General features: G+C 45.1%; 13 protein-coding genes and 1 pseudogene. 6 read left to right on the top strand and 8 right to left on the bottom strand.

Annotated features, from left to right (window positions below; all coding sequences use genetic code 11):
* Window positions 1-8 precede the first annotated feature (8 nt).
* Together JEU20_RS00880 and ppx are read right to left on the bottom strand one after the other, a co-directional pair.
* Window positions 9-1,241 (bottom strand): YfiM family lipoprotein, encoded by a 1,233-nt coding sequence (locus tag JEU20_RS00880; protein ID WP_198243134.1) that lies wholly within the window; start codon window positions 1,239-1,241, stop codon window positions 9-11.
* Entirely contained in the window at window positions 1,242-2,741 is a 1,500-nt protein-coding gene (ppx, locus tag JEU20_RS00885) for an exopolyphosphatase (protein WP_281066762.1), read from the bottom strand.
* A 165-nt stretch (window positions 2,742-2,906) separates the two neighbouring features.
* Between ppx and JEU20_RS00890 the strand changes: the two genes are divergently transcribed.
* The 3 genes and pseudogenes from JEU20_RS00890 (at window position 2,907) to JEU20_RS00900 (ending at window position 5,788) form a co-directional block, all read left to right on the top strand.
* Window positions 2,907-3,710 carry an ABC transporter ATP-binding protein gene (locus JEU20_RS00890; RefSeq protein ID WP_198245760.1) on the top strand — a complete coding sequence of 268 codons (804 nt, stop codon included), beginning with the start codon at window positions 2,907-2,909 and terminating at the stop codon, window positions 3,708-3,710.
* A gap of 37 nt (window positions 3,711-3,747) precedes the next feature.
* A pseudogene (locus JEU20_RS00895) lies at window positions 3,748-4,864 on the top strand (ISAs1 family transposase).
* A 159-nt stretch (window positions 4,865-5,023) separates the two neighbouring features.
* On the top strand, window positions 5,024-5,788 hold the full coding sequence (locus JEU20_RS00900) for an ABC transporter permease (protein WP_198243136.1): 765 nt from the start codon (window positions 5,024-5,026) through the stop codon (window positions 5,786-5,788).
* A 25-nt stretch (window positions 5,789-5,813) separates the two neighbouring features.
* On the opposite strand, the gene JEU20_RS00905 is transcribed toward JEU20_RS00900, so the two are convergent.
* The 5 genes from JEU20_RS00905 to JEU20_RS00925 form a co-directional block, all read right to left on the bottom strand.
* Entirely contained in the window at window positions 5,814-6,527 is a 714-nt protein-coding gene (locus tag JEU20_RS00905) for a helix-turn-helix domain-containing protein (RefSeq protein WP_198243138.1), read from the bottom strand.
* 6 nt (window positions 6,528-6,533) lie between these two features.
* Window positions 6,534-6,731, bottom strand: a complete 198-nt coding sequence (locus JEU20_RS00910; protein ID WP_198243140.1) for a hypothetical protein — start codon at window positions 6,729-6,731, stop codon at window positions 6,534-6,536.
* Window positions 6,728-6,934 carry a hypothetical protein gene (locus JEU20_RS00915; protein ID WP_198243141.1) on the bottom strand — a complete coding sequence of 69 codons (207 nt, stop codon included), beginning with the start codon at window positions 6,932-6,934 and terminating at the stop codon, window positions 6,728-6,730. The genes JEU20_RS00910 and JEU20_RS00915 overlap by 4 nt, the downstream gene beginning before the upstream one ends.
* 122 nt (window positions 6,935-7,056) lie before the next feature.
* Window positions 7,057-8,796: a sulfite reductase subunit alpha gene (locus JEU20_RS00920; protein ID WP_198243143.1), complete on the bottom strand. Its 1,740-nt coding sequence runs from the start codon at window positions 8,794-8,796 to the stop codon at window positions 7,057-7,059.
* 105 nt (window positions 8,797-8,901) lie between these two features.
* Window positions 8,902-14,385: a glutamate synthase-related protein gene (locus tag JEU20_RS00925; RefSeq protein ID WP_198243145.1), complete on the bottom strand. Its 5,484-nt coding sequence runs from the start codon at window positions 14,383-14,385 to the stop codon at window positions 8,902-8,904.
* A gap of 356 nt (window positions 14,386-14,741) precedes the next feature.
* On the opposite strand from JEU20_RS00925, the gene JEU20_RS00930 reads away from it, so the two are divergent.
* Entirely contained in the window at window positions 14,742-15,956 is a 1,215-nt protein-coding gene (locus tag JEU20_RS00930; protein WP_198243147.1) for a UbiH/UbiF/VisC/COQ6 family ubiquinone biosynthesis hydroxylase, read from the top strand.
* 316 nt (window positions 15,957-16,272) lie between these two features.
* Window positions 16,273-17,868 carry a phosphoethanolamine transferase gene (locus JEU20_RS00935; RefSeq protein WP_198243149.1) on the top strand — a complete coding sequence of 532 codons (1,596 nt, stop codon included), beginning with the start codon at window positions 16,273-16,275 and terminating at the stop codon, window positions 17,866-17,868.
* Between the two features lie 49 nt (window positions 17,869-17,917).
* On the opposite strand, the gene JEU20_RS00940 is transcribed toward JEU20_RS00935, so the two are convergent.
* A complete protein-coding gene (locus JEU20_RS00940) occupies window positions 17,918-20,080 on the bottom strand; it encodes an AMP-binding protein (RefSeq protein WP_198243151.1) in 2,163 nt (720 codons plus the stop codon).
* 757 nt (window positions 20,081-20,837) lie between these two features.
* On the opposite strand from JEU20_RS00940, the gene JEU20_RS00945 reads away from it, so the two are divergent.
* A complete protein-coding gene (locus JEU20_RS00945) occupies window positions 20,838-24,284 on the top strand; it encodes an AAA family ATPase (RefSeq protein ID WP_198243153.1) in 3,447 nt (1,148 codons plus the stop codon).
* The last annotated feature ends 115 nt before the right edge of the window (window positions 24,285-24,399 follow it).

Genomic DNA, 24,399 nt, shown 5'->3' on the forward strand with positions numbered 1-24,399 from the left:
CAGCGGCTTTATTGATAAATGGGTAAGGCTTCGATGCGTCGGTCGATAATGCTTATCATTTTTTTATACGCCGGACTGTTCACAGAGCCAAATCGCGTTGTGAATTCCCATAGTGTCAGATTTTCTGGTAAGTACTTAATATCGGGCATGAAGGCACGGTAATCCTTGATATTATGCATGGCTTTCTGAATTTTGCGCGCCATTTTGGGAGATTCTGTTGCTGTTTGGCCTAATTTAAGGCCAGCGCGGTCGGCCGCTAAATCGGTAAAACTGAAGCCGCTAGATGTTTTTAAGTCGGCCAGTTCTTTATCTTGTCCCAGCATTTCCGTCAAGCTCACAACGCCGGTAGCCGCTAATGCGGCAGAACCTGTGAAATGTTTAGCCAAATCAGTGCGGTGGTATAAATACACTGGATAATATTTCGAGGTTGATAGTTGGATCGGGATAAAATTACGCAACTCTTTCTTATTGACATAACTGCTGGCCGCCAACAGTAAAGCCCGGTTTTCTTCAACAGCGTTACCTAATGTGGAGCGTTGATAAGCGGCTAGAAACAGGGGTTGCAGGATGTCTGCCAAGGACAGGCGTTTGACTGGGTCATGCTTGTCAATAACGTGGTTGATGATCTGCTGGTAAAACAGCAGGGATTGATTTTCGGTATTTTTGGCTTGCGTATTCGACGTTTTAAAATGGGTCAGATAGGTGACGGTCAGTCGTTTGGGTTGAATCTGGATAGCGCGAATATGTTGGGCGGCAAGAATATAATATTGTTTTAAATCGGTATGTTGAATAACGCTTTCGATGATGTGGCCGGCAAACTCATCGGCGACCGCAATACGACCAATCTGGAGCTGATCAATGGCTGGAAAGCCATTGATTTGATGAAGTTTGAAACGAATATTGATCACCGGGCCGAAAACGTTTTTAGGCAAAAACAGGCTGATTCGAAAATGCATGGCATTATCTGTGAGCGAGACCATCGCAGCACTTTTGATGAGATGGTTAAGCAGGTAATTGATCGCAATATTCAAATCCTGCTCGCTTAACTGCAGCGTATGAATTGGTTTTTGACTGTTGCCACTAAAATTGAGTATTTGTTTGGCGCGGGCGATATGTTGTTGGTCGAGAGGTTGCAGGTGAGTGACTGCCGGGCGTTGTTCAATCGCAAAAAACAGCACGACCGCCAGTAAAATGGGCGGTAGTGTAATAATGATAAAGAGTAGCCTGACGCCGTTTAGCATTTAGATGAAATTGAGGTGAAAATTGGCGTCATCCAAATAGCGTGCTTCCTGTTCTAGGTCGGCTCGGGTTAATGGCGCTTGTTCCAGCCAATGATCTGAAAAGTTCAGATAAATATGCTTTTTTTCCAGTTTAAAATTAAATTCAGGTCGCTGGCTATAACGGTTTCGATGCAGCAAAACGGCCAGTCGCAAAATAATCGTCATCAAAATGCCTTTTCGATCCCAGGGGCTGTGTAACTTTTTAAATCGCGATTTGGCAAAGCGCTTACGGTGCGTTTTGATCATTGCCGCCAGCAGAGCCTGGTCTTGACGGGAAAACCCGGCAAGATCGCCATTTTCAATGATATAGGCGCTATGTTTGTGATAGCCGCTGTGTGCAATGCTTTGACCGATTTCATGCAGTTCGGCGGCCCAGTGTAAAAATTGCCGGGCTTCTGCATTTTGATATAGGGCTGAATCGCAGGGCAGTTGATTGAGCATATAGTCGATCGTTTGCTTTAGGTTTTCAGCATGGTGCTGGTCGACGTGGTAATACTCGGCAACGGTGCGGCTGGTTTCGGAGCGGATGTCATGGTTGTAAAGGCGGCCTAACAGGTCATGAATCAGGCCTTCCCGTAAGGCGCCATCAGAAACTGTCATTTGCTCAATATTGAGCATTTGAAAAGTGGCGTAAACAATAGCGACAGCCCCGACAAAGACAGGGCGGCGTTCATCACTGAGCTCGGGTAATGGAACGTCATCAATATGCTCATATTGGAATAAGGTTTCGACCAGTTTTTCAAGTCCATCCCAGGTAATGCCGTTATTGCTCCAACCTGCGGCATGCAGGACATTGCGTATTGCTTTCAGGCTGCCAGAAGCACCAATCGCTTCATCCCATTGGCTGTGGTTAAATTTCTGTTGAAAAGGTTCCAGCCGTTGTTCGGCCAGTAATACAGCACTTTTAAAGCGTTTTTTTGACAGTTTACCGTGTTTGAAAAAGCGCTTGCTGAAGGTTACGCAACCCATGTGCAGACTTTCTTTATCCAGTGGCACATCATTTTGACCAATAATATATTCGGTGCTGCCACCACCGATATCCATTACCAGACGCTTGTTGGCATGGCTGCCTAAACTGTTGGCGACACCTTGATAAATCAGTCGAGCTTCTTCAATACCGGAAATAATATGGATAGGGTGCCTTAAGGCTTTTTCAGCGCTGACAATGAACTGGCGTGCATTTTTGGCCGTTCTGAGCGTATTGGTGCCAACGATGCTAACACGATCGGGGGGGAAGTTCCGAATGCGTTGACCAAAGCGCTCAAGACATTCGAGTGCACGTTTTTGTACGACTGGGTCAAGATAACCATCTTCATCGAGTCCTTCGGCCAGCCGCACCATTTCCTTTAAGCGGTCGATTGTTTGCAATTTGCCATCGGTGAGGTTGCAAATAATCATATGAAAACTATTTGAGCCGAGGTCGATGGCGGCTACGTTAGTGGGCTGTAAATTGTCAGACACGGTAAGTCCTGTATTTAGTGAAAATCAATAAAATCTGATAAAATTACTAAGTTTTATTCCGCTGAATAGGTGTATGGTATTGATATATTTATGACAACCGTATTTTAGCGGTTTAATTTGAATGGTAAACAGTTTTTATGGGGTACAACGGTTGTTCACAATAAAATGACAGCATTATTGATTGAAAATTTGAAAAAAACCTATAAAAACGGTTTTGAGGCATTAAAAGGCATTGATCTTTCTGTCAAACAAGGCGATTTCTTTGCTCTTCTAGGCCCTAATGGGGCAGGTAAATCAACGACCATTGGGATTGTCAGCTCTATGGTGACGAAAAGCAGTGGTCGAGTCAAAATTTTTGAATATGATTTAGATAAACAAACCAATCAGGCTAAAAACTGTATTGGCCTGGTACCACAGGAAATTAATTTCAATCAGTTTGAAACGGTGCGAAATATTGTCATCAATCAGGCTGGCTATCACGGCATTCCACGAAAAGAGGCCAAAATTCGTGCTGATCGCTGTTTAAGGCAAATGGACTTATGGGATAAGCGTGATACTGTTTCCAGGCGGCTTTCCGGTGGCATGAAACGGCGGGTCATGATTGCCCGCGCCTTGGTACACGAACCCAGGTTGTTGATTTTAGATGAGCCGACCGCGGGTGTTGATATTGAAATTCGTCATGCCATGTGGGAGATGATGCGAGAGGTTAACCAACAGGGCACCACAATTATTCTGACGACACATTACCTGGAAGAGGCCGAAAGCTTGTGCCGTAATATCGCCATTATCAATCACGGTAAGATTGTCGAGAATTCCGATATGCTGTCTTTGTTGGACAGAATTGACAAAGAGTACTTTGTTTTAAATTTAAGCAAACCGCTGGAAACATTACCGGATATTGCGGATTTTTCAATGGAATTGACAGGGCCGCGCAGGGCAATCGGGTTTAAAAAAGGGTTGAAATTATAATTTAGATAAGGTATTGGTTTTATCATTTTGATTATAAATGACAGTTACCCCAACGGCCTCAATTATCCACCATTTTTCAACGATTGCTGATCCAAGAGTAGATCGGCGAAAGAAGCATCAACTCACTGATATATTTTTCATCACCTTGTGTGCGACTATTTGTGGAGCCGATAACTGGGTGGCCATTGAAAAATTTGGAAAGGCTAAAGAAAGCTGGTTCACTGAACAGCTTGGTTTAGAAAATGGAATCCCTTCACATGATACGTTGGGTGCTGTTTTTGCCGCCATAGATACGGAACAATTTAGTCAATGCTTCTCAAACTGGGTGGCCGATCTAGCGGACTTGGTTGAAGAAGATATTATTGCAATGGATGGCAAATGCTTAAGGCGCAGTATTGATAAAGCCTCAAATAAGTCAGCCATCTATATGGTGAGCGCCTGGTCGCGGAAAAACAGTTTGGTTTTAGGTCAGGCGAAAGTGGATGATAAATCCAATGAAATTACGGCCATACCCAAACTTCTGTCGCGTTTGGATATTGCAGGCGCTTTGATTACAATTGATGCAATGGGGTGCCAAAAGAAAATAGCCAAACAGATTATCGACCAAGGCGGTGACTATGTTTTGAGTTTAAAAGGAAATCATGGCACCTTACATGAGGATGTAAAGGCCTATTTTACATCCGCTTTATCGCCAGAAATTGCCACAAAAACCGTCAATGGTGAGCATGGGCGAATTGAAACGCGTTCTGTTCGTGTCACGGATGAGATTGAATGGTTAAAAAAGGAGCATTCCTGGTCAGGATTAAAAAGTATTATTGCCGTCACAGCCACAAGAGAAGTGGATGAAAAAAATAACCGAGGAAACACGCTATTTTATAAGCAGTTTAAGCGCAAACGATCCAAACAAGTTAGAGCATGCTGTTCGCGCTCATTGGGCGATTGAAAATAACTTGCATTGGGTTCTTGATCTTGCTTTTGATGAGGATAGCAACCGAACCCGCAAAGGATATAGTGCTTCAAACTTAGCTGTCATTCGACACATGGCCTTAAATTTAATAAAAGCCGAGGAAACGGCCAAAGTCGGTGTAAAAACCAAGCGAATGATGGCAGGGTGGGATAATGATTATTTACTCAAGATTCTTGGTGTAATTTAAACCCGATTGCCCTGCAGGGCCGCGTCTGTTAACCGTCGCTGTACCTAAGCAACGTACCCTAAACGAGCTGTTTCAGAGCTTGTCGGCGGCGGGTATTGAAGTGTCCAGTCTGAAAAATAAATCTAACCGCCTTGAGCAATTATTTATGGATATTGTGCGATGAAGACTTCTGTTGCTTTAACTACCATATTAGTCAAGGAAATTCGCCGCTTCACCCGTATTTGGCCGCAAACCCTATTACCCCCTGCGATTACCACGTCTTTATATTTTCTTATTTTCGGAAAACTGATCGGCGATAGAGTAGGGCTGATCAATGGCATCAGTTATATGGATTATATTGTACCTGGCATTATTCTGATGGCGGTGATTAGTCATTCTTATGCCAATGTCGTGTCGTCGTTTTACTCGACCAAGTTTCAACGGCATATTGAAGAATTGCTGGTATCGCCGGTGCCCAACTGGGTTATTCTTGTCGGTTATACCGGTGGCGGGGTGGCTCGGGGTATGCTGGTCGGCTCAATTGTAGCGGGTATTTCAACCGTATTTTCTGATTTTCATGTGCAAAACTGGCCGGTCGCAATCTGTATTTTTGTATTGACAGCGGTGCTGTTTGCACTAGCCGGTTTTATCAATGCCGTGTTTGCTGATAGTTTTGATGATATTTCGATTATTCCAAATTTTGTACTGACACCCTTGAGTTATCTCGGTGGTGTGTTTTATTCGGTCTCCATGTTGCCGGCGATATGGCAACAGGTTTCATTGGCCAATCCGATTTTATATATGATCAATGCCTTTCGGTATGGCCTGATCGGTGTCAGCGATGTCGGGATCGAGAAATCTTTTTTAATGACGGGGGGCTTTATTTTAAGTCTGCTGCTGTTCAGTTTATGGCTTTTGCACCGCGGCATCGGCATTAAAAATTAGCCTAGTAGTGGTGCGCGTAGCTGAATCAGTCGGCTTCAGAATCAGACGGTTGTAGCAGGGCTTTTAAGCCGTCAATATCAAGCAGAGTCACCGATTTATTTTGAATGGCAATCAAATTCTGTTGTTGAAACTTTTTCAGCAGGCGGCTGACGGTTTCTAAGGCTAGACCTAGGTGATTGCCGATTTCCTGGCGTGTCATCGATAAACGAAAAGAGGCTGCAGAAAAACCACGTTGCTGTAAGCGCTCAGACAGATTGAGCAGAAAAAAAGCTAAGCGTTCTTCAGAAGGTCTTTTGTTGAGTACGCGCTGCTGATGATCATCGTTCACCTTATCACCGGTATGCCGAAACAGTTCACGCGCCAGCCCCGGAATACGCAAAAACATATCGTCGATACTTTCTGCAGGTAACAGGCAAAAACTACAAGTTTCCAGTGCAATGGCCGAACATTGATGCGTGTTATCGGATAAACCGTCAAAACCTAATAGTTCACCGGGAAGTAAAACACTCAAGATATGTTCATTGCCGTGAAAATCATTGGAAACCAACTTTGCACTGCCCGCTTTGATGGCTAAAATGCCTTTTAATTCATCACCTTGACGATAAAGAAACTCACCGCGCTGTAAAATTTTCCGTGCTTTGACGACTTTGCTGATGTTATCGATTTCATGTGCGTTTAAACCACGCGGAATACAGATGTTGTCGAGGCTGCAATTCCCACATATAACCTTGTTTGTCATAGACTTTTAGGTATTTTCCTGTTCGGGTGATTTAACTCGGGGCCATTTCGTAAACGCAAAAATCCATAACATGATGATATTGATGATAGGAATTAACAAACACAGCGCCCAGCCTTTTCCGAGTCCGGCTTTTTCAAGAATAAGCATAGCTAACCATAAGACAAAGGCGATGTAGAGAATCAATAAAACAAAGAATAAACTCATTGCAGATTCTCCTCGTCATTGATTTGATTAGGCCAATCACTGAAGGCTAGAAAAATAAAAACCAGCAAGACGCCAAATCCAGGAACAAATACCAGAGCGGCCCAGGCCGGGCTAAAGCCAGCGCGTTTGAAGATAATGCCGATTGGAATAATAATCAGCAGGGCTGCAACCACCATGTGGGCAATTTCAGGCATCATAAACATAATCGCTCTCCTGTATTATTTTTGTACGGCATGAGATGTAGAATGATGATGGGGGTTCGCTATCGCTCTATGCTTTGCCCCCATGCAGTCGTACTTATCCTACCAAAATCAATAGCTATCGTTTAATAAACGTCCCGGACATAGCGTTTTTCTTTTTTCAGTTTGTTGACGTATTCAGCCGCCTCGATAACAGACATCTTGCCATGTTCAGCGATGATTTCAAACAAGGCTTTATCGACATCTTTCGCCATTCGGTAGGCATCGCCGCAAACGAAGAAGTAGCCGCCTTGTTCCAGCCAGGCAAACAGTTCGGCACCGTGTTCGCGCATTCGATCCTGAACGTAGATTTTTTCTTCCTGATCGCGAGAGAAGGCTAAGTCCAGGCGTGTCAAGATACCTTTGTCCTGCATCGCTTCCAATTCATCTTTATAAATGAAGTCTGTCGCTGCATTACGATCACCAAAAAACAGCCAGTTCTTGCCTTTAGCTTTACGGAATTCGCGTTCTTGCAGGAAGGCGCGGAACGGTGCAACACCCGTACCCGGGCCTACCATGATCATCGGCAGGCTGTCGTCATCAGGTACGCGGAATACCTTGTTGGGAGTAAAGAAAACAGGAATCGGGTGCTCGCTATCTGCAAGATCGGCCAGATAGGTTGAGCAGACGCCCTTGTGTTCACGGCCGTTGGTTTCATAGCGGACACTGGCCACCGTTAAATGCACGGTGTCAGGATACATTTTGCCACTGGAGGAAATCGAATAAGCTCGGTGTTGTAGCGGTTTGAGCAAGGCCAAAAATTCAGCCGCAGAAAATTCGATGTCTGGAAATTGTTGCAGAATATCCAGTGTGTCTTTGCCCCATAAATAATCAGACAATGCGTCTTTATCATCCGACTCCAACAGGCTGTTCAATTCCTGATCACCGGAGCGCAAGGCAATTTCTGTCAGCAATTCCTTATTGGGGATTCGAATTTCAAACCGCGTACGTAGCGCTTCCGACAATGGCATTAATTCGCCATTGACCGGTTCATCCTCATCGCCAGTACAACCAATCGCTTTGATAATTCCGGCTACCAGGTCGGGGCAATTGCTCGGAAACACACATAATGCATCGCCAGCTTCATAGCTCAAGCCAGAGCCGGCAATGGAAATTTCATAATGGCGTGTTTCTTTAGAAGAGTTTTCAGCCGTGAGCAAGCGATTGACCAATAATTTCGCTGGGAATGGGTTTTTGCGGTTATAGGCCGGTTTTTTCGGTGCAGCGGTGGTATCCAGAATAGCCGTGGTATTAGCGCCATCGGCCATCATTGGAATCACTTCGCTAATCCAATTTTCAGCAGGCTCCTCAAATTCCACATCGCAGTCGATGCGATCAAACAGTCGGGTGGCACCTAAATCTTCCAGGCGGTGATCCCAGTCGATACCGGCCTGACAAAATTTATCATAGCTGGTATCGCCCAAGGCCAAAACCGAGTATTTCATCTGCTCCATGCGCGGCGCATCATTTGCGGAAACGGCATCCCACAAGATTTGGGCATTATCCGGCATTTCCCCTTCACCATAGGTACTGGTGATGATCAAGACATATTCCATGCTGGCCAGTTGTTCCAGCGTTATCTCATCCATGCTTTTGACAGCTGGGACAAGACCGTGAGTTTTGGCAACGCTGGCGGCATCGTTAGCGACTGATTCCGAATTACCGGTTTGAGTGCCATATAAAATATTGATGACGCGGGCATTCGCGGTATCAAGACTGTTGGCGCTTTGCAGCATGTGACTATGCATACCTGCAAAAAAACCACTGAGCCAGGCACGCTGAGTATCACTGTAAGGCGCGTTTTTGGGAATATAAGGTGCTTTCATATTATTAAACCATGTGCCGAGTCATGTTTCGACGCTGTTTCTATTATTTATGTTTAGGTCCTCAAGTTTTAACGAATAAAACCTGAGGAGTTAAAATCAAAGCGATCAGGCGACCTGATCCATCATTTCCTGGACAACCTCAACACTGTTCAGGCTGGCTAGGTGCTCTTCAACTGATGGAATTGCCGCGAGTGCTTCCCGGTTTATCCGATCCTGCTCAATAATCCAAGCGGTTGAGCCTAAGGCATTGATACTTTGGGTATCGCGTAAGGTCAATGCTTTTTTGTAATCGTTTACCCGTTTGACGGCTAGTAATATCGGCAACTGCTCATCATTGAAACTGCTATAGGCCTCACGGATATTTTTAACCAGCGCATCTTGAACTTTGCGTGGCCGCTCCGTGAGCAATGCATAGACTTTTTCATCTAACTGGCTGTCGTCGATAGCATCGATACCTTGTTTTTTCAATTGGTCTTTAACGATTTTCCGCGCCTTGTCGATAACGCTGAAACTGTTGACCAATTTAAACGTTAATTCGGTATCGGTTTCACCATAGGCCGGCGTGATACCATCGAGTAACGGCTGGTTTTGTTCCCAAGCCTGTTTGAATTGGGCAATTTGCTGCTGTGCGAAATCAATCGCCAGTTCTTCGATCATGGCTTTTCGATCCATTGATTGCGCCAGATATTCAGCGGTCTGCGTTTTATACAACCACACAGAAATCGCAAATTTGAAATGCTGACGTTCCTGTTCCCAATTATCCAGAATCGTCTGCGCTTTGCGGGATCCGGTGTAGTGGATATGCTCTTGCAGCATAGACAAAATAAATTGTTCATGTGAGCGGGCTAGTTCGCTATCTTCAGACAGGCTGTGAATAATCACCGATGATTTGTCGTAGCGATTTTCAAGCTGGTTTTCTGGATCATACTGGTAGGCATTGCCGCCTGACATACCGGTACAAAAACCCTTGCCGAAGCTGCCAAGGTTGAGTACAGAACCGTTAATCATATATTCACAGGCAAAATCACCTACGCCTTCAACGACGGCCATGGCGCCGGAATTACGCACAGCAAAGCGGTCACCGGCCTGGCCATTGATAAAGGCTTTACCACCGGTGGCACCAAACAGGGCAAAGTTACCAATCAGAACGTTTTTGCCGTCTTCTTGGTTGCCGCCGCCGGGTGATTTGACCGCAATGATGCCGCCACAGGCCGTTTTACCCACACCATCGTTACAGGTGCCGGTATGCTCCATCAGCATGCCATCGTTATTGAATGCTGCATAACTTTGGCCGGCAGCCCCTGTCGTGCGAATAATCACCGACTCAGGTGCCAGATAACGGCGGCCATTGCTGAAACGATAAATTGCAGGTGCTGTGTCTATATCCTGCTCGGAAAGTTGATAATTCAGAACACGTTCAATATCGATCGCAGTTTGTCCGCCTACTGATTTATTACGATTGTTGAGTTTGAATTCATCACCCTCAATGACTACCTGTTTTTGTTTGTCATCAAACAAAGCTTTCCGGATGCGTTGCATAAACAAATCATCCTTGCTGTAGTCCGCTTCCAGGTAGATTGGGTTTTGGATTTTGACTACCGGTACATATCTTAACAATGCGGTAAAATCCAATTGACCGACCATGCCTGGATGGTCGATCAGATGTAACAAATCTGTCTGGCCGCGAATTTCTTCAAAGCTGCGGTAGCCTAGTTCGGCCAGGATTTCGCGGGCTTCGTGTGCCACATTCATGAAAAATTGTACCAATACCCGCGGATCACCTTTAAATTCTTCATGCGCGGTAGTGAGTCCTGCTGGACAGCGAACATTACAGTTTTTCGCCATTACGCAGCGCAGCATCATCAGCGCCGTGGTACCAAATTCAAATGAGTCCGCACCTAGAATGGCTGATTTTACAATATCCATACCGCTTTGATGGGCAGCACTGCAGCGCAGAATCACTTTGTCTCGCAGCCCATTTGCGGCTAAGGCTTGGTGCACTTCAGCAATGCCGATTTCAGGCGAACGGCCGGTGTTTTTCAGACTAGTGACAGCAGCAGCCCCGGTACCACCTGTGTTCCCGGCGACATTGATGACATCAGCGCCGGCTTTAGCGACACCGACGGCAATCGTACCTATACCTTCAGAAGATACCAGTTTGACCACGACGCGAACCCGCGCGGCTTTAGCATCGTGAATCAATTGACCTAAGTCTTCAATCGAATAGGTGTCGTGATGCGGCGGTGGGCTGACCAGTTCAACTTTAGGTGTTCCGCCCCGCAAGGCTGCGATTTCTACCGTAACCTTGGCTGCAGGGAGCTGGCCGCCTTCGCCAGGTTTTGCGCCTTGGGCAATTTTGATTTCAATTTCTTCGATGTTCAGATCAGCCAGGTAACCTGCCCACACGCCAAAACGTCCAGATGCAAATTGTTTGATTTTGCTCGATTTTAGGGTGTTGAAACGGCTGGAGTGCTCGCCGCCTTCACCGGAATTACTCATGGCGCCGACGATGTTGGTGCCCATTGCAACCGCTTCATGGGCTTCGGCCAGTAATGCACCGTGGCTCATTGCGCCGGAAGCCAGTTTTGGCGTGATCTCATGTGCCGGCTGTACCTGGTCTAAATCAATGCTTGCTGGTGCGGGTTTGATGCTGGCCAGATAGCGGTGTAACAGGCTGTCGGTTTCAGAGGCGCGAATGTTCAGCGCGGTATCGTCAATCGATAAGGAAAAGTCTTCTCCGGCAAAACGGGCCTTAAAATGGGCGGCAAGTTGTTGTAGGCGCTCATGGCTATTGTTGTCAGTAAAGGAGACTTTAAAAGCGACATTATTGTCCTGCTGGACGGTCAGTCCTCGGATCAAGTAATTGTTGTTGCCGCGTAAATTCTGACTGCCCAGAATACGGTCGAAATCAGCCTGAGTTTCGGCCTGGCGGACATCGACTGGAAAGTCCATGATGTCACGCAAGGCGGCCGGGCGATTTTGGCGTTCGGCATACAGATTTTTCGTAAAACTGCGATAAGCCGGTGTGATGCCAAAATTATCGATTTGCTCAGGCGTCAGCTTTTCATAGCCTAGTTTTCGATAGGCTATATCGCTGGCTTCCTTGGTTTTTTGTTGTGGAATATACATGATCGGCTCATCGGTCATGTTGATATATTCACGCACTGCCGTATTACCAAATGTGTGGCCTGCGCCATCCTGGCGTTCCTTGAACAAGCCGAGGAACGGGATATCATTTTCATCTTTGACCGATAAGGCTTTATGGTGCCATTCGGTAGCACTGTCGGCGATGTTGATGTAATGGACGCCACCGACCGGCGCATCGATATTCGGGAAATAGGGCTGTAATCGCGGTTCTTTGGTATCCAGATAATTGGATTCGAAGAATTCGCCGCCGATATAACTTTCCGCTGTACACAGGCCAAATTTACCCATGGTTTTCATCAGCGATTTGGAAATGCCTTTGTGGAAGTTATCCAGCGCTTTTTGGCGATCTGCAGGATCTGCAAACTGAGAGATAATCCGGTTATGGACGCTCAAAGGACAGATGGCAGATGCACCGAATCCTAAGATACAGGCAATATCGTGCGGGCTGGCCGCCTGGCCGGTTTCCAGAATCAGCGATGAGTTGAAGCGAATGCCCTTGTTGACCATATGCTGGTTGGCTGCGGCGACCATTAAAATGGCCGGAATCGCGGCAAAATCTTTACTGATATTTAAATCAGACAGAATAATGATACCAGCGCCATTTTTGGCTTCCTGTTCGATTTTTTCACAGATCGCCAGGAAGGCCTGTTCTAAGGCGTCTGCATTTTTCTCGGAATCCTCATAATCCGGGCGGTACAGCATGTCTAATGTCACGGTTTTGACTTGTGTCTGACGCCGGATTTGTTCTAGTTGTGTCCGTTGCAGGATCGGGGATTCGAGAATCAGTTGTTTACTGTTGTCTTCAGCAAAGGTAGGTTTAGCACCTAAGGCAACACGTAGCGTCATGCCATCGCTTTCGCGCAGGGAATCCAGTGGCGGATTGGTGACCTGAGCAAAACGCTGGCTGAAATAGCGTGACATACCACCTTCGTCCGGATTTAAGACGTTTGGTGTGATGCCATAGCCCATCGCGCTGACTTTCTCAAGACCGACTTGCAAGATTGGATCTAACAGGAACTTAAAGCTTTCCTGGTTTAAAGAATAAGCGGTGTGGCGTTGCTCAATACTGAATTCATGCTCATCGTTGATCTCGTCAGGACTAACCTCAGGTAAATCGCGAATATGCAGGCTTCTTTCAGCCAGCAGGGCTTTATAGTCCTGTTCTTTGGCCAGACGGGCCATGACCTGATGACTATCGTAATACTGTTTGGTTTGGTGGTCGAAATACAACATGCCACCGGCTTCAATACGGCCACGCATCAAGACATGCTCAGGCGGGAAGTCAATTTGTCCAGCTTCTGACATTACCAGTAAATAATCTTCGGTTTCAGCAGAACGCAATGGCCGTAAGCCTAAACGATCAAGGCGCGAACCGACCCGAATACCATCTGAGAAAATGACAGCGGCGGGGCCATCATTTTTTTCTTCATACAGGCTAAAATATTCCAGCATGGCACGCACATCTTCCGGCAGTGTTGTGTCATTTTCCCAGGCAGGTGGCATCATAGCCAAAATCGCGGTGACGATATCCAAATCGTCTTCGTTAATCCTGCGAGTTAGCGTTTGGTCTAATCGGGCTGAGTCGGATTGGCCGCAAGGGAAAATGATATGTTTGTTCTTTTGCCGGGCAATCGCATTTTCACTGAGACGGTTTTTCTTGTCGGTATTCAGCTCACCATTGTGCGCCATGTAGCGGAATGGCTGAGCCATCAGTGTAGCCGGCGCGGTATTGGTCGAAAAACGGGTATGAAAAAACAGGGTATGCACCTCATGATCCCGGTCATACAGATCGGTAAAATAAGGAATGACCTCAAAGGAATTCAGCCGGCCTTTATATACTTGGGTGCGGCTACTCATGGAAAGCGGGTAAAAACCATTCAATTCTTCGCGGCTGAAGCCTTCAACTTCAATCGCAAGCAGTGCATTTTGAATATGTTTTTCAAATTCGTCTTGAGAGGCCTGTTTCAAGTGATCGGGGCGTCCGAAGATGACTTGTTTGATCGGTAACTGCGCTTTGATTGCCGCGTCGTTCAAGACACTGTTATCGACCGGAATGTCGCGCCACAGCAAAATAGGAAGATTGTATTCATGTAAATACTTGTCCACCATGCTCATGGCGTCAGAATCATGATGCAGGTGATCTTCCGGAAAAAAGAAATTGGCGACGCCAAACTGACCCAGTGCCAGATCGGGAATGCCGGTAATTTTCTGGAAAAACTTTAACGACAAATCAATATTGACGCCCGCACCATCGCCAATGCCTTCAGCACTCATGCCGCCGCGATGCGGGATGGTGCAAAGGGCTTCGTGCGTTTTAATCAGCAAATCATGGGTTTGTTTGCCTTGTTTGTGGGTAATAAAACCAACGCCACAGTTATCTTTTGATTGGTTGGCGTTGTACAGCATTTTTTTTGTGTCGTTCTGATGGGAAGTGGTCATCATGTTATCCCGGTTTTGTTACCGATTAACGTATTAAAGTAATACTTATAAAAACACTGCATGGCTTGAGCAATCAGGCTATGCAAATTATTTATGGCGAAATGGTTTTTTTTATCGCCCCATGGTAGAGTCGCCTAAAATTCAAGGTTCAGACGACTTAACTTACTTGTTCTTATCTGGTTAACGCAATCACTTTCACTGAGTGAAACTGCACAATTATACCGTGATTGCAGTATTCTGTCATTTTGTGAGAAATGATTTGTGTGCTCTGTATGTGGGTGTCGATATAAAAGTGATTTAATTTCAATGATTAATAAAGTAAATTCATTAGATAATGTGATGGGCGGATTGGGGGCAAAATGACTAAAGATTATGATGTAGTGATTGTCGGAGGCGGCATGGTCGGTGCGACGGTTGCCTGTGCGTTGGGCGATACACCGTTAAAGGTTGCGGTGATTGAGCGACAACTACCCGAAGCCTTTGCGCCTGAACAAGCGCATGATTTGCGCGTTTCAGCGCTGAGTATCGCTTCGCAAAAAATATTGCAGACAGTGGGGGCCTGGGAGGGCATTGTTGCCAGACGTTTATGTCCATTTAAACGTATGCGCGTTTGGGAAACAGCGGGAGATACGGAGTTTAACAGTGATGATATTGATTATGACGAATTAGGCTTCATCGTCGAAAACCGAATTACTCAGCTGGCGTTGCTGGAACGGCTGCAACAATTCGATAATATTGATTTAATGGCACCGGCATCAATCCAAACCATTGATTATCAAGTCTCAGGTTCCCAGGTAAAGCTAGAAAATGGCGATGTGCTGAACGCCAAGGTTCTGGTCGCTGCAGATGGTGGTTTTTCAAGAGTACGACAGGCAGTTGGCTTAGGGGTGACCAGTTGGGATTATGAACAGCATGCGTTGGTGATTTATGTGGAAACGGATTATCCACAGCAGGATATTACCTGGCAGCGATTTGTGCCGAGCGGGCCACAAGCCTTTTTGCCATTGACCGGGCATTATGGCTCTATTGTCTGGTATAACTCACCCGACGACGTTAAGCGTTTGAAAAAATTGTCTGATGATGCGCTTATTGCCGAGCTGACACAAGCCTTCCCGGATTGTCTCGGTAAAATCAATAAAGTATTGGGGCGCGCCAGTTTTCCGTTGCGGCGGCAGCATGCGCAACATTATGTCAAACCAGGCGTTGCTTTAGTGGGTGATGCGGCGCATATGATTAACCCATTGGCCGGGCAGGGCGTTAATATTGGACTGCTGGATGCGGCGGCATTGGCTGAGGTTTTGATTGAGGCCATACAAAAAGGGGAAGATATTGCCGATGTGCGCGTATTACAGCGCTATGAAACCATGCGTCGTCAGGAGAATTTGAAAATGATGACGGTTATGGATTTGTTTTATCGTTTTTTCAGTAATGATGTATTGCCGGTTAAGTTTTTCCGCAATATGGGGTTAGGTTTAGCCGAACGCATTAAGCCTGTAAAGAACAAGGTGATGCGTGCCGCAATGGGGCTGGAAGGAAAACTGCCTAAATTAGCCCGAGGTGAACCGCTGCATTGAGATCGCGCTCTTTTATTTTTTAGAGTAGTAAAGTGCTGCTGTCATAATGATGTCATTTCCGTTATACGAAACTTATTCATTAAGCAAAAGTCTGTTGATGGGCTACTTTCTGGCGCATTTATGGATGAAGGCTTGTTTGTGTCCCAGATTTCAATTGTCGCGTTGGACAACTATAGCTCACTGAAAATAATATTCAGGCAAAACATCACGACGCTTAGCCGATGGGTTCGCTATCGCTCTATTCACTACAGAACACACTTAACCCGCTACTGTCAATGGCCTGTGTTGTTGGCGAAGCTGGACTAACATTAGATTTATGAAACTTTTTACATTTAAAAGCAAATTTGGCTTAATTTTTTTAATCGCTGTTTTTTTTATCATTTTTGCTAATGGCGCTTTTTATCGCCATGTTTTAGCGGTTTATCCACTGACGCTAGAAAATGCCGGCTTTCTAGCCTCACTGGTCGTAGTCTTGCTGAATGGAATTATTATTCTATTAACCTTATTTAGTGCGCGGTTTCTGCTCAAGCCGGTGGCCGTGGTCTTACTGATATTGTCGTCGTTGGCGGCCTATTTTATGGATAGTTATGGGGTGGTAATTGATCATCACATGATTGACAATATTTTGAGAACCGATACGGCTGAATCACTTGATTTGTTGAGCGCTAAAATGGCGTTATATGTGCTGTTTTTAGGCATTCTACCTGCATGGTTTGTGATAAAAGTACAGATTCCTTACCGAAATTTTGGAGCTGAATTTTTAGCAGGCGTTAAAGTGGTTATTTTAGTGTTGGTTATTAGTACACTTGTGGTGCTGCCGTTTACGCCATTTTACGCCTCGTTTATTCGTGAGCATAAACCACTGCGGTATTTTACCAACCCAACCTATTATATTTATTCGTTGATTAAATATAGTAAAAAACAGTTAAAGGGTCGTGAAAACAAGGTTGTGACGGTGATTGATGATTCGCCCAAAAGTCTGGGTTCTGAGCGTGAATTGGTTGTGCTAGTCATTGGTGAAACAGTGCGCGCCGATCATTTTTCTTTAAACGGATATGCAAAACCGACTAATCCGCTTTTGTCAAAAGAAACGCTCATCAGTTTTCGTCAATTTTATTCATGCGGAACGTCAACGGCAGAATCAGTGCCGTGTATGTTTTCATTGTTAGAACGCGGGGAGTTTTCAAAAGATAAAGCCAGAACCCAGGAAAACTTGCTTGATGTATTAAAACATGCGGGGGTGCATGTTTTATGGCGTGATAATAATTCGGACTCGAAAGATGTGGCATTGCGGGTAACGTATCAAAATTATAAAACGCCCGAGAACAACCCAGTTTGTGATGAAGAGTGCCGGGATGAAGGTATGCTAGTCGGTTTAGATGAGTATATTCGGCAGCATCCTAAAGGTGATTTTCTGATTGTGTTGCATCAAATGGGGAATCATGGACCTGCTTACTACAAGCGTTATCCCAAAGCATTTGAGAAATTTACGCCGGTATGTAAAACCAACCAATTGGAAAAATGTACCGGAGAAGAGATCAATAATGCTTATGATAATGCGATTTTATATACCGACTATTTTTTATCTAAAGTCATTGATTTTTTAAAAGCCTATTCCAAAGATTTTGACACGGCTATGTTTTATGTCAGCGATCACGGTGAATCATTGGGCGAAAATGGGCTGTATCTGCACGGGTTACCTTATATCATGGCACCTGATGCACAAAAGCACGTTGCGGCAGTACTCTGGCTAGGTGATGGGTTTGGGCTGGATATAACGACTTTAAAGGATAAACAGAATCAGGAAATGAGCCATGATTATATTTTTCATACCGTGCTGGGTTTGTTGAAAGTTAAATCTAAGGTTTATAAACAAGAAAAAGATATTTTTGAGGGTGTTTTTCTGCAATAAAAGATGCACTGACAGGGGGAGTGCATCTTTTGTGATTAAGATTTACCCATCAACTCGCCTGTATTTTCTGCTCAGCCAATTGCGTGGCGGCGGCATAATCCGTTTTGCCTGTGGCTAAGGCTGGAATACTCTCTACCACGATAACGATTTTGGGCAAGCTAATATGGGCGACGCCAGGCGAAGCCTGGGCTAGTTTTTTGGTGCTGGCTTCTTTGTAGGTGGTGAGCAATAACACCATTTCACCTTTTTTAGGATCAGGCAGGCTGACGGCGGCGTGATGCTCATCAGGCCAGGCCGCTGAGGCCAGCTGTTCAACCGCAGTGAGCGAAACCATTTCGCCGCTGACTTTAGCGAAGCGTTTGCTGCGGCCTTTAATGGTGATATAGCCTTCCTCATCAACATCGACAATATCGCCTGTGTCATACCAGCCTTTACCATAAATAGATTCCGGTGGAACCAGTTGTCCTGGGTTGTCGGGTAACAAATAGCCTTGCATGATATTAGGGCCTGCAACATGTAGCTGGCCACCTGTTTTAATGCCGGGAATCGTTTGCAATTTATAGCGCATGGCAGGCAGAAAGCGGCCAACCGTTCCTGCTTTATAATACATCGGTGTATTGACGGATGTTACGGGCGATGTTTCAGTTGCACCGTAGCCTTCGAGGATGCGAATGCCGAATTTTTCTATCCAGATCTGGCGCGTGCTTTCCTGTAATTTTTCGGCACCGGCGACGACATAACGCATGGCATAAAAATCGTACGGGTGTGCTTTTTTAGCATAGGCAGCTAGAAATGTATTGGTGCCAAACATGATAGTGGCATTGATTTCGTAGGCTATTTCGGGAATGATGCTGTAATGCAACGGTGATGGATAAAAGAAGGATGTCATACCATTCATGATGGGTAACAAGGTGCCGACGGTAAAGCCGAAAGAATGGAACATAGGGAGAAAATTCAGCACGACATCTTGCGGGGTAAAACTGATACGGGCTCTGATTTGGTTATGATTGGCCAGAATATTACTGTGTGAGAGAACCACCCCTTTAGGCTCGCCTTCAGAGCCTGAGGTAAACAGAATAACAGCCGGGCTGTCAGGGCTGGTTTGGCCATGTTGATACCAGAAATCAATTGTTTTAGTTTTTAACAGCGCCTGAATTTTATCGCTTGTGGATATGTTTTTCGCTAAATCTTCTAGATAAACCAAATTAATGTGTTGCGATAATAACTCGGCCTCATCCTCCAGTTTAGCCAGTTCGATAAAACGTCTTGATGTGAGTACGGTGTTCACTTTTGCCGTATGACACGCTGACAGCATGCCTTTGCCACCCGTTGAAAAATTCAGCATGGCCGGAATACGCCCAGCATATTGTAAGGCCAGAATGACGCTCAGTGTTTTACAGCTGTTAGGTAGCATGATGCCAACAGCTTCCTTAGCAACGGTTATGTTTTGTAGCGGTTTTGCGATAGCGAGGCATTGTGTGATCAAAGCATTGTAGCTGAGTGGTTTGCGTTCTAAATCTTCGGCAACGGTGTGATTCGGACCGTGAATGGTACGCGCATACAGCAGGGCTGAGAATAGCGTGCAGCGGTAATGGCTGGTTTGAAACATCATGTCCGTCATCAGGTCAGCCAACAAGCGGCCGCAATATTCACGCCGGTGCTTGCCGGTGATGTCGGCGGGCGCCTGTATTTTGGTCGGTGGCATGATGGTTAAGGTGATTTTCGGGAAAAACCGCAACCGCACAATATTCTTCAAGCGTGAAAAGTGGGTGTATTGGGTGCCTTCGATGCGAACCGGTAATACGATCGCCCCGGATTTATCGGCGACCATGCCAGGGCCATCATAAATTTTCATCAATGCACCGGTGACGGTGATGCGTCCTTCCGGAAAAATGACAGTTTTAGTCGGGTGTTGCAAGTGATGAATCAGGGCTTTCAATGACATAGGATGTGTTGGGTCGAGCGGAAAAACATGCGACAAACCCAAAAATGGCCGAAGCCACCAGCGTTGAGAAATGTAAGTATTGATGGCAAAGGTGATTTTGTCAGGCAGAAAAACGCCTAATAACAAGGGATCAAGGAACGAACTATGATTGGACAAAATAAGAACCCGATCGCCAGCTTGGTGATAATGCTCAAGGCCCCGTACTTCAACCCGGAACAAAACTGTCAGAAAGGCATGTAAAAAGCGTTTAGTGAGTGTGTATATCATTGGCGTTATCCTGCGAAGTCAAGCGGATTATTTTAACCCAGCCTTATTATTGTTATGTGAGGAACTGTCATTATAATCATAATTAAACATTGTTCAATTATTTTAATCAGTCAATGGTTGTTTGAATACATTGGTGGTAACGTTCCCTCGGAAAAAATAAAACTGAAAATTTATACACAGAATGTCAAAAACATAATGTCAAGTCCCAATAATAATTTATTTTGCACGTAAAAAAATAAAAAATATATGTAAGTTGTTGATTTGTTGTGATAATGCTCGTGCTGTACAAAAAATAAGCAATTTGAATAAAGTATAGAAAAATAGCGGTCTCAAGCGCTAAAAAAACATCTTATCAACAAAGTTATCCACAGATATTGTGTATAAACGGACATTGTGCAGGATTGTCCCGCATGTCAGTAAATCCCGCAGAGTATTCATATTTTGAGCACTTAGGGGAGAGTTAACCTATGCGACAGTGGGAAATCGGTCCATTTTTCCAATCTTTTTCGTTGCGTAGCACCACTATGCGCCTCAAAAGATCGAAAAACTGTCCTCGATTTTCCACTCGCCTCGTTACGAATCCCTAAACCTGACAGTCTCCTAGACGTGCCTTCATCGCACTCTACAACAATGTCGCTGGGTTAAACGCTTATATAAAAAAACGACTGACAAGGGTATAATCAAAACAATTTGCACGTCGATTGGACAGGAAACGGACGATTAAACCTATGCGGTTATCCTTACGGATTGTGATGAGATGAAAATACTGAATTTATATTTTAATAATATTAAATCGTTACAAGGCGAGCATCGGCTGGATTTTACGCAGCCGCCGCTTTCTACCGCTAGTGTTTTCGCAATTACCGGGCCTAATGGCTCCGGTAAATCAAGTTTACTGGATGTATTGACCTTAGCACTTTTTGGTGAGACATACCGTTTTGACAAGCCGGCCGAGCAAGTCATGACGAAAGGATGTGTTACCTGCTTTGCGCAAGCGGAGTTTTTATTGGCAGGTCAACGGTATCGCGCCTTGTGGTCAGCGCAGCGTAAAGATGGCAAACCTGAGGCTGAAATACAGCCGGTTGAGATGAAGTTGTTTCATCTGCAAGCCGAATCTGAGGTTTTGCTGGCCGATAATCCGGCGGCGGTTAGAAAACAAATTCTGACCTTAACCGGTCTGGATTTGCATAAATTCAACCAATCCATGGTGTTAGCGCAGGGTGAATTTGCGGCCTTTTTAAATGCGCTGGATTCAGAGCGCATGGATATACTGGAAAAAATTATCGGTGAAGATATTTATCAGCAGCAGCGTGATGCTATAGCAGAACGGCATAAAACGGCCAAACAGCAGGTAGAATTGTTGCAGCAGGACATAGACGCTACGCCGGTGTTGGATCAGGATGGGGTAGACGCAAGTCTGCATGATCTGGATGATTTTAAACTGCAAAACACCGAATTTCAGCAGCAACGGCAGGAATTAGCGCAACAACTAGAGCAGGCTCGGGCCCTCAGCGCGCTAGAGCATGAGCTGCAGACACTGAATCAACAAAAACAAACGATCGAGCAAACTTGCGACTCTCTACAGAAACGCTTAACAGAGCTAGAGGCGCTAAGCGTTGCCGCCTCATTTAAAGATGAGTTGGCAATTTATCAACAACAAAAGTCCCAGCTTGAGAACGCACAGCAACAACTGAATCAGTTTCAGAAAGAAATTACGAGTCTGCAACAACAGCTTTCTGAAATGCAGAGTGATGGCATCGATGTTTCGACACTTGATATCGCTCAACAGCAACAAAAGGTGGCAGAGATTCGGCAACAATTAGCTGAATTGAAACAAAATTTACCGCAAGAAAATGCCTTGTTGCAATCGGTTGCCAATCAATTGGCCGAAAAAAAATCGGCATTGGATTATACCGAAAACTGGTTACAGGAACATCAAAAGGATAAGGTGTTGTTAGATGATTTTCCTGAAATTGGCAAATTCAAAACCCTGCGCCAGGAAATTGCCAAATTGGAAGAAAGCCAGAAAAAACAGGGTAAATGGACTAAAAATGTCACGGCCAACATCAAGAAGACCAAAGGTCTGATCAAAGACACAAACAAAACTATCAAACTGTTGCAGCAAAAACTGGCTAAAACAGAACAAACGATCAAGGATATTACCCACGGCAAATCATTTGAAGAGCTTGAGACATTAAAGCTAGAGCAGCAAGAACGAGTCGATGATTTTCTGGAGTTATATGATTTAGCTAAGGTCAACGCCAAGCTAAATAAAAAAGGGATTTTCGCCTTTTTTGCCGAGCGAAAACAGGAAAAGCTGGATATTGATGAGCAAAAGCTAGAAGAAGAAGCCCATCTGCTGGAACTTGAAATCGCTAAGGAAGAAAATATTCTGCGCATGTTAGAAAAGGCAGTGGAATATGAAACGTTGCTAAAACGGCTGGAAAAATTCCGTGATAAGCTGGAAGAAGGGCGTCCCTGTCCTTTATGTGGTTCAATCCATCATCCTTATGTCAGCAAACCACCTAAAATAGAAGACTCTAAAAAGGCACTGTCTGATCAAAAGCTTAAAATAAAAGAACTTAAAACGCGTTCGGTGGCATTGAACGTTCAGGTTAAAGAGGCGAAACGCTTGCAGGAAAAGGAAGCGCATAAAGGCGAAAAACTACAAGAGATCATGGCACAATGGCATGTGTTGGCAAATCGCTTGAATATTGGCTCTCGTGTATCCATTGATGATGTTGGGCGGATAAAAAGTTTGCTAAAGCAAGAAAAAGCTGAGTTGACTGAAATCAATCAGTTGATCCGTCGCTGCACCAAATTACATGTTCAGATTGAAAAAATACAGGCTGATATTACGCAAAACGAACACGCTTTACAGCGCTTGCAACACGAACTCGATGAACTCAATGCCGAATGGAATAACCGCCCTAGAGAAGTCGTGGAGCTTGAGAAAGCACTTGAACAACGGAAAGATGAATTCAAAGCATTGCAAAAGCAGCTTGTTGAACAGTTATCTCAGGCCGGTGAAACACTGCCTGGGCCTGGTGAAGAAGATAGTTGTTTCGAACGCTTGAATCAACGCCGCATGGAATATCAAACGCGGCAAGCGCGCATCAAAATACTGCGACAAGACATCGCAGAACTGGAAGAAAAACTGAATTTTTGCCAGGAAGATGTCGATCAACTCAATCAACAGTTGAACGAATACACGCGACAACTGAATAAAGAAGAGTCGGTCGGCCTGCAATTAGCTTTGGTCGAAAAACAAAAACTACTGGCCGAAAAAGAACATCAGGTCGAACAGCAGCAACAAACCTTGCAGCAGGTTCAACAACAATTGGCCGATCGGTTGAAAGAAACGCCACTGCAAAATATTGATGCACTGATTGAGGCACTCAAGAAACTGGATCAACGCGCTGAACTGACGCAACAACTGGCCCAAAAACAGCAGGAATTAGCACAGTTGACGCAGACGCTTGAACAACGCGAAATCACACTGCAACAACAAAAAACACAAGCAGCCGATTTAAAGCCTGAACAAGAATTGGCTGAGGCCTTAAAACAGCTCGAACAGAAAATTGATATTGTGCAACAGGAAATTCAATCAACTGAAAATAAACTAGCCAAACATCAGGCGGCGCAGGAAAAGCGAGCGCAATTAATTGAAAAACTGGAACAGCATCAGCTGACATTAGCACAAGTCGAGAAAGAATTAGCCTTGGCGCAGGATGACCAGGGAATGGCATTTAGACAACACGTACAGAAAATGCTGATTGACAAAATGCTATCGACAAGCAACCGGATATTGGAAAAAATCAGTGGCCGCTATTATGTACGGCATGTGCCTAGTGAGCAGGGCTTTGCAATGGTCATTGAAGATACTAAACAAAATAATGTTCAGCGTTTGCCTAAAACCTTGTCTGGCGGGGAGGGCTTTGTCGTCAGCCTGGCATTAGCCTTGGCTTTAGCCGAAAGCGCCGACAATGGGCATGCCATAGACTCCTTATTTATCGATGAAGGTTTCGGCAACCTGGATGAAGAATCTTTGTATCTGGTCATGAGTACGCTGGAAAACCTCAACACCCAAGGAAAAACAGTCGGCATCATTTCGCATGTAGAAGGGGTGAGAAAACGGGTTAAAACTCGGATAGAGATGCAAAAAAAGGCTGATGGTCATTGCTCCTTTCAGGTGTTGAGTTGATCCATGTTCTGGCGGGATTGAAAAAGTCAGAACTATATCCGCTGACCTCTTGCAGCCCTAAAAAAATGAATTGCACTTATATGAGTTGGATCTATGGATAAAAATAAGAAAAGCA

Source organism: methane-oxidizing endosymbiont of Gigantopelta aegis (assembly GCF_016097405.1).
Lineage (GTDB): Bacteria > Pseudomonadota > Gammaproteobacteria > Methylococcales > Methylomonadaceae > Methylomarinum.

Excerpts from the sequence above, each read along its gene's own strand:
- JEU20_RS00890 (WP_198245760.1), top strand. The coding sequence starts at position 2,907 with ATGACAGCATTATTGATTGAAAATTTGAAAAAAACCTATAAAAACGGT.
- JEU20_RS00940 (WP_198243151.1), bottom strand. The coding sequence starts at position 20,080 with ATGATATACACACTCACTAAACGCTTTTTACATGCCTTTCTGACAGTT.
- JEU20_RS00910 (WP_198243140.1), bottom strand. The coding sequence starts at position 6,731 with ATGAGTTTATTCTTTGTTTTATTGATTCTCTACATCGCCTTTGTCTTA.
- JEU20_RS00880 (WP_198243134.1), bottom strand. The coding sequence starts at position 1,241 with ATGCTAAACGGCGTCAGGCTACTCTTTATCATTATTACACTACCGCCC.
- JEU20_RS00935 (WP_198243149.1), top strand. The coding sequence starts at position 16,273 with ATGAAACTTTTTACATTTAAAAGCAAATTTGGCTTAATTTTTTTAATC.
- JEU20_RS00930 (WP_198243147.1), top strand. The coding sequence starts at position 14,742 with ATGACTAAAGATTATGATGTAGTGATTGTCGGAGGCGGCATGGTCGGT.
- JEU20_RS00915 (WP_198243141.1), bottom strand. The coding sequence starts at position 6,934 with ATGTTTATGATGCCTGAAATTGCCCACATGGTGGTTGCAGCCCTGCTG.
- JEU20_RS00900 (WP_198243136.1), top strand. The coding sequence starts at position 5,024 with ATGAAGACTTCTGTTGCTTTAACTACCATATTAGTCAAGGAAATTCGC.
- JEU20_RS00905 (WP_198243138.1), bottom strand. The coding sequence starts at position 6,527 with ATGACAAACAAGGTTATATGTGGGAATTGCAGCCTCGACAACATCTGT.
- JEU20_RS00925 (WP_198243145.1), bottom strand. The coding sequence starts at position 14,385 with ATGATGACCACTTCCCATCAGAACGACACAAAAAAAATGCTGTACAAC.
- JEU20_RS00920 (WP_198243143.1), bottom strand. The coding sequence starts at position 8,796 with ATGAAAGCACCTTATATTCCCAAAAACGCGCCTTACAGTGATACTCAG.
- JEU20_RS00945 (WP_198243153.1), top strand. The coding sequence starts at position 20,838 with ATGAAAATACTGAATTTATATTTTAATAATATTAAATCGTTACAAGGC.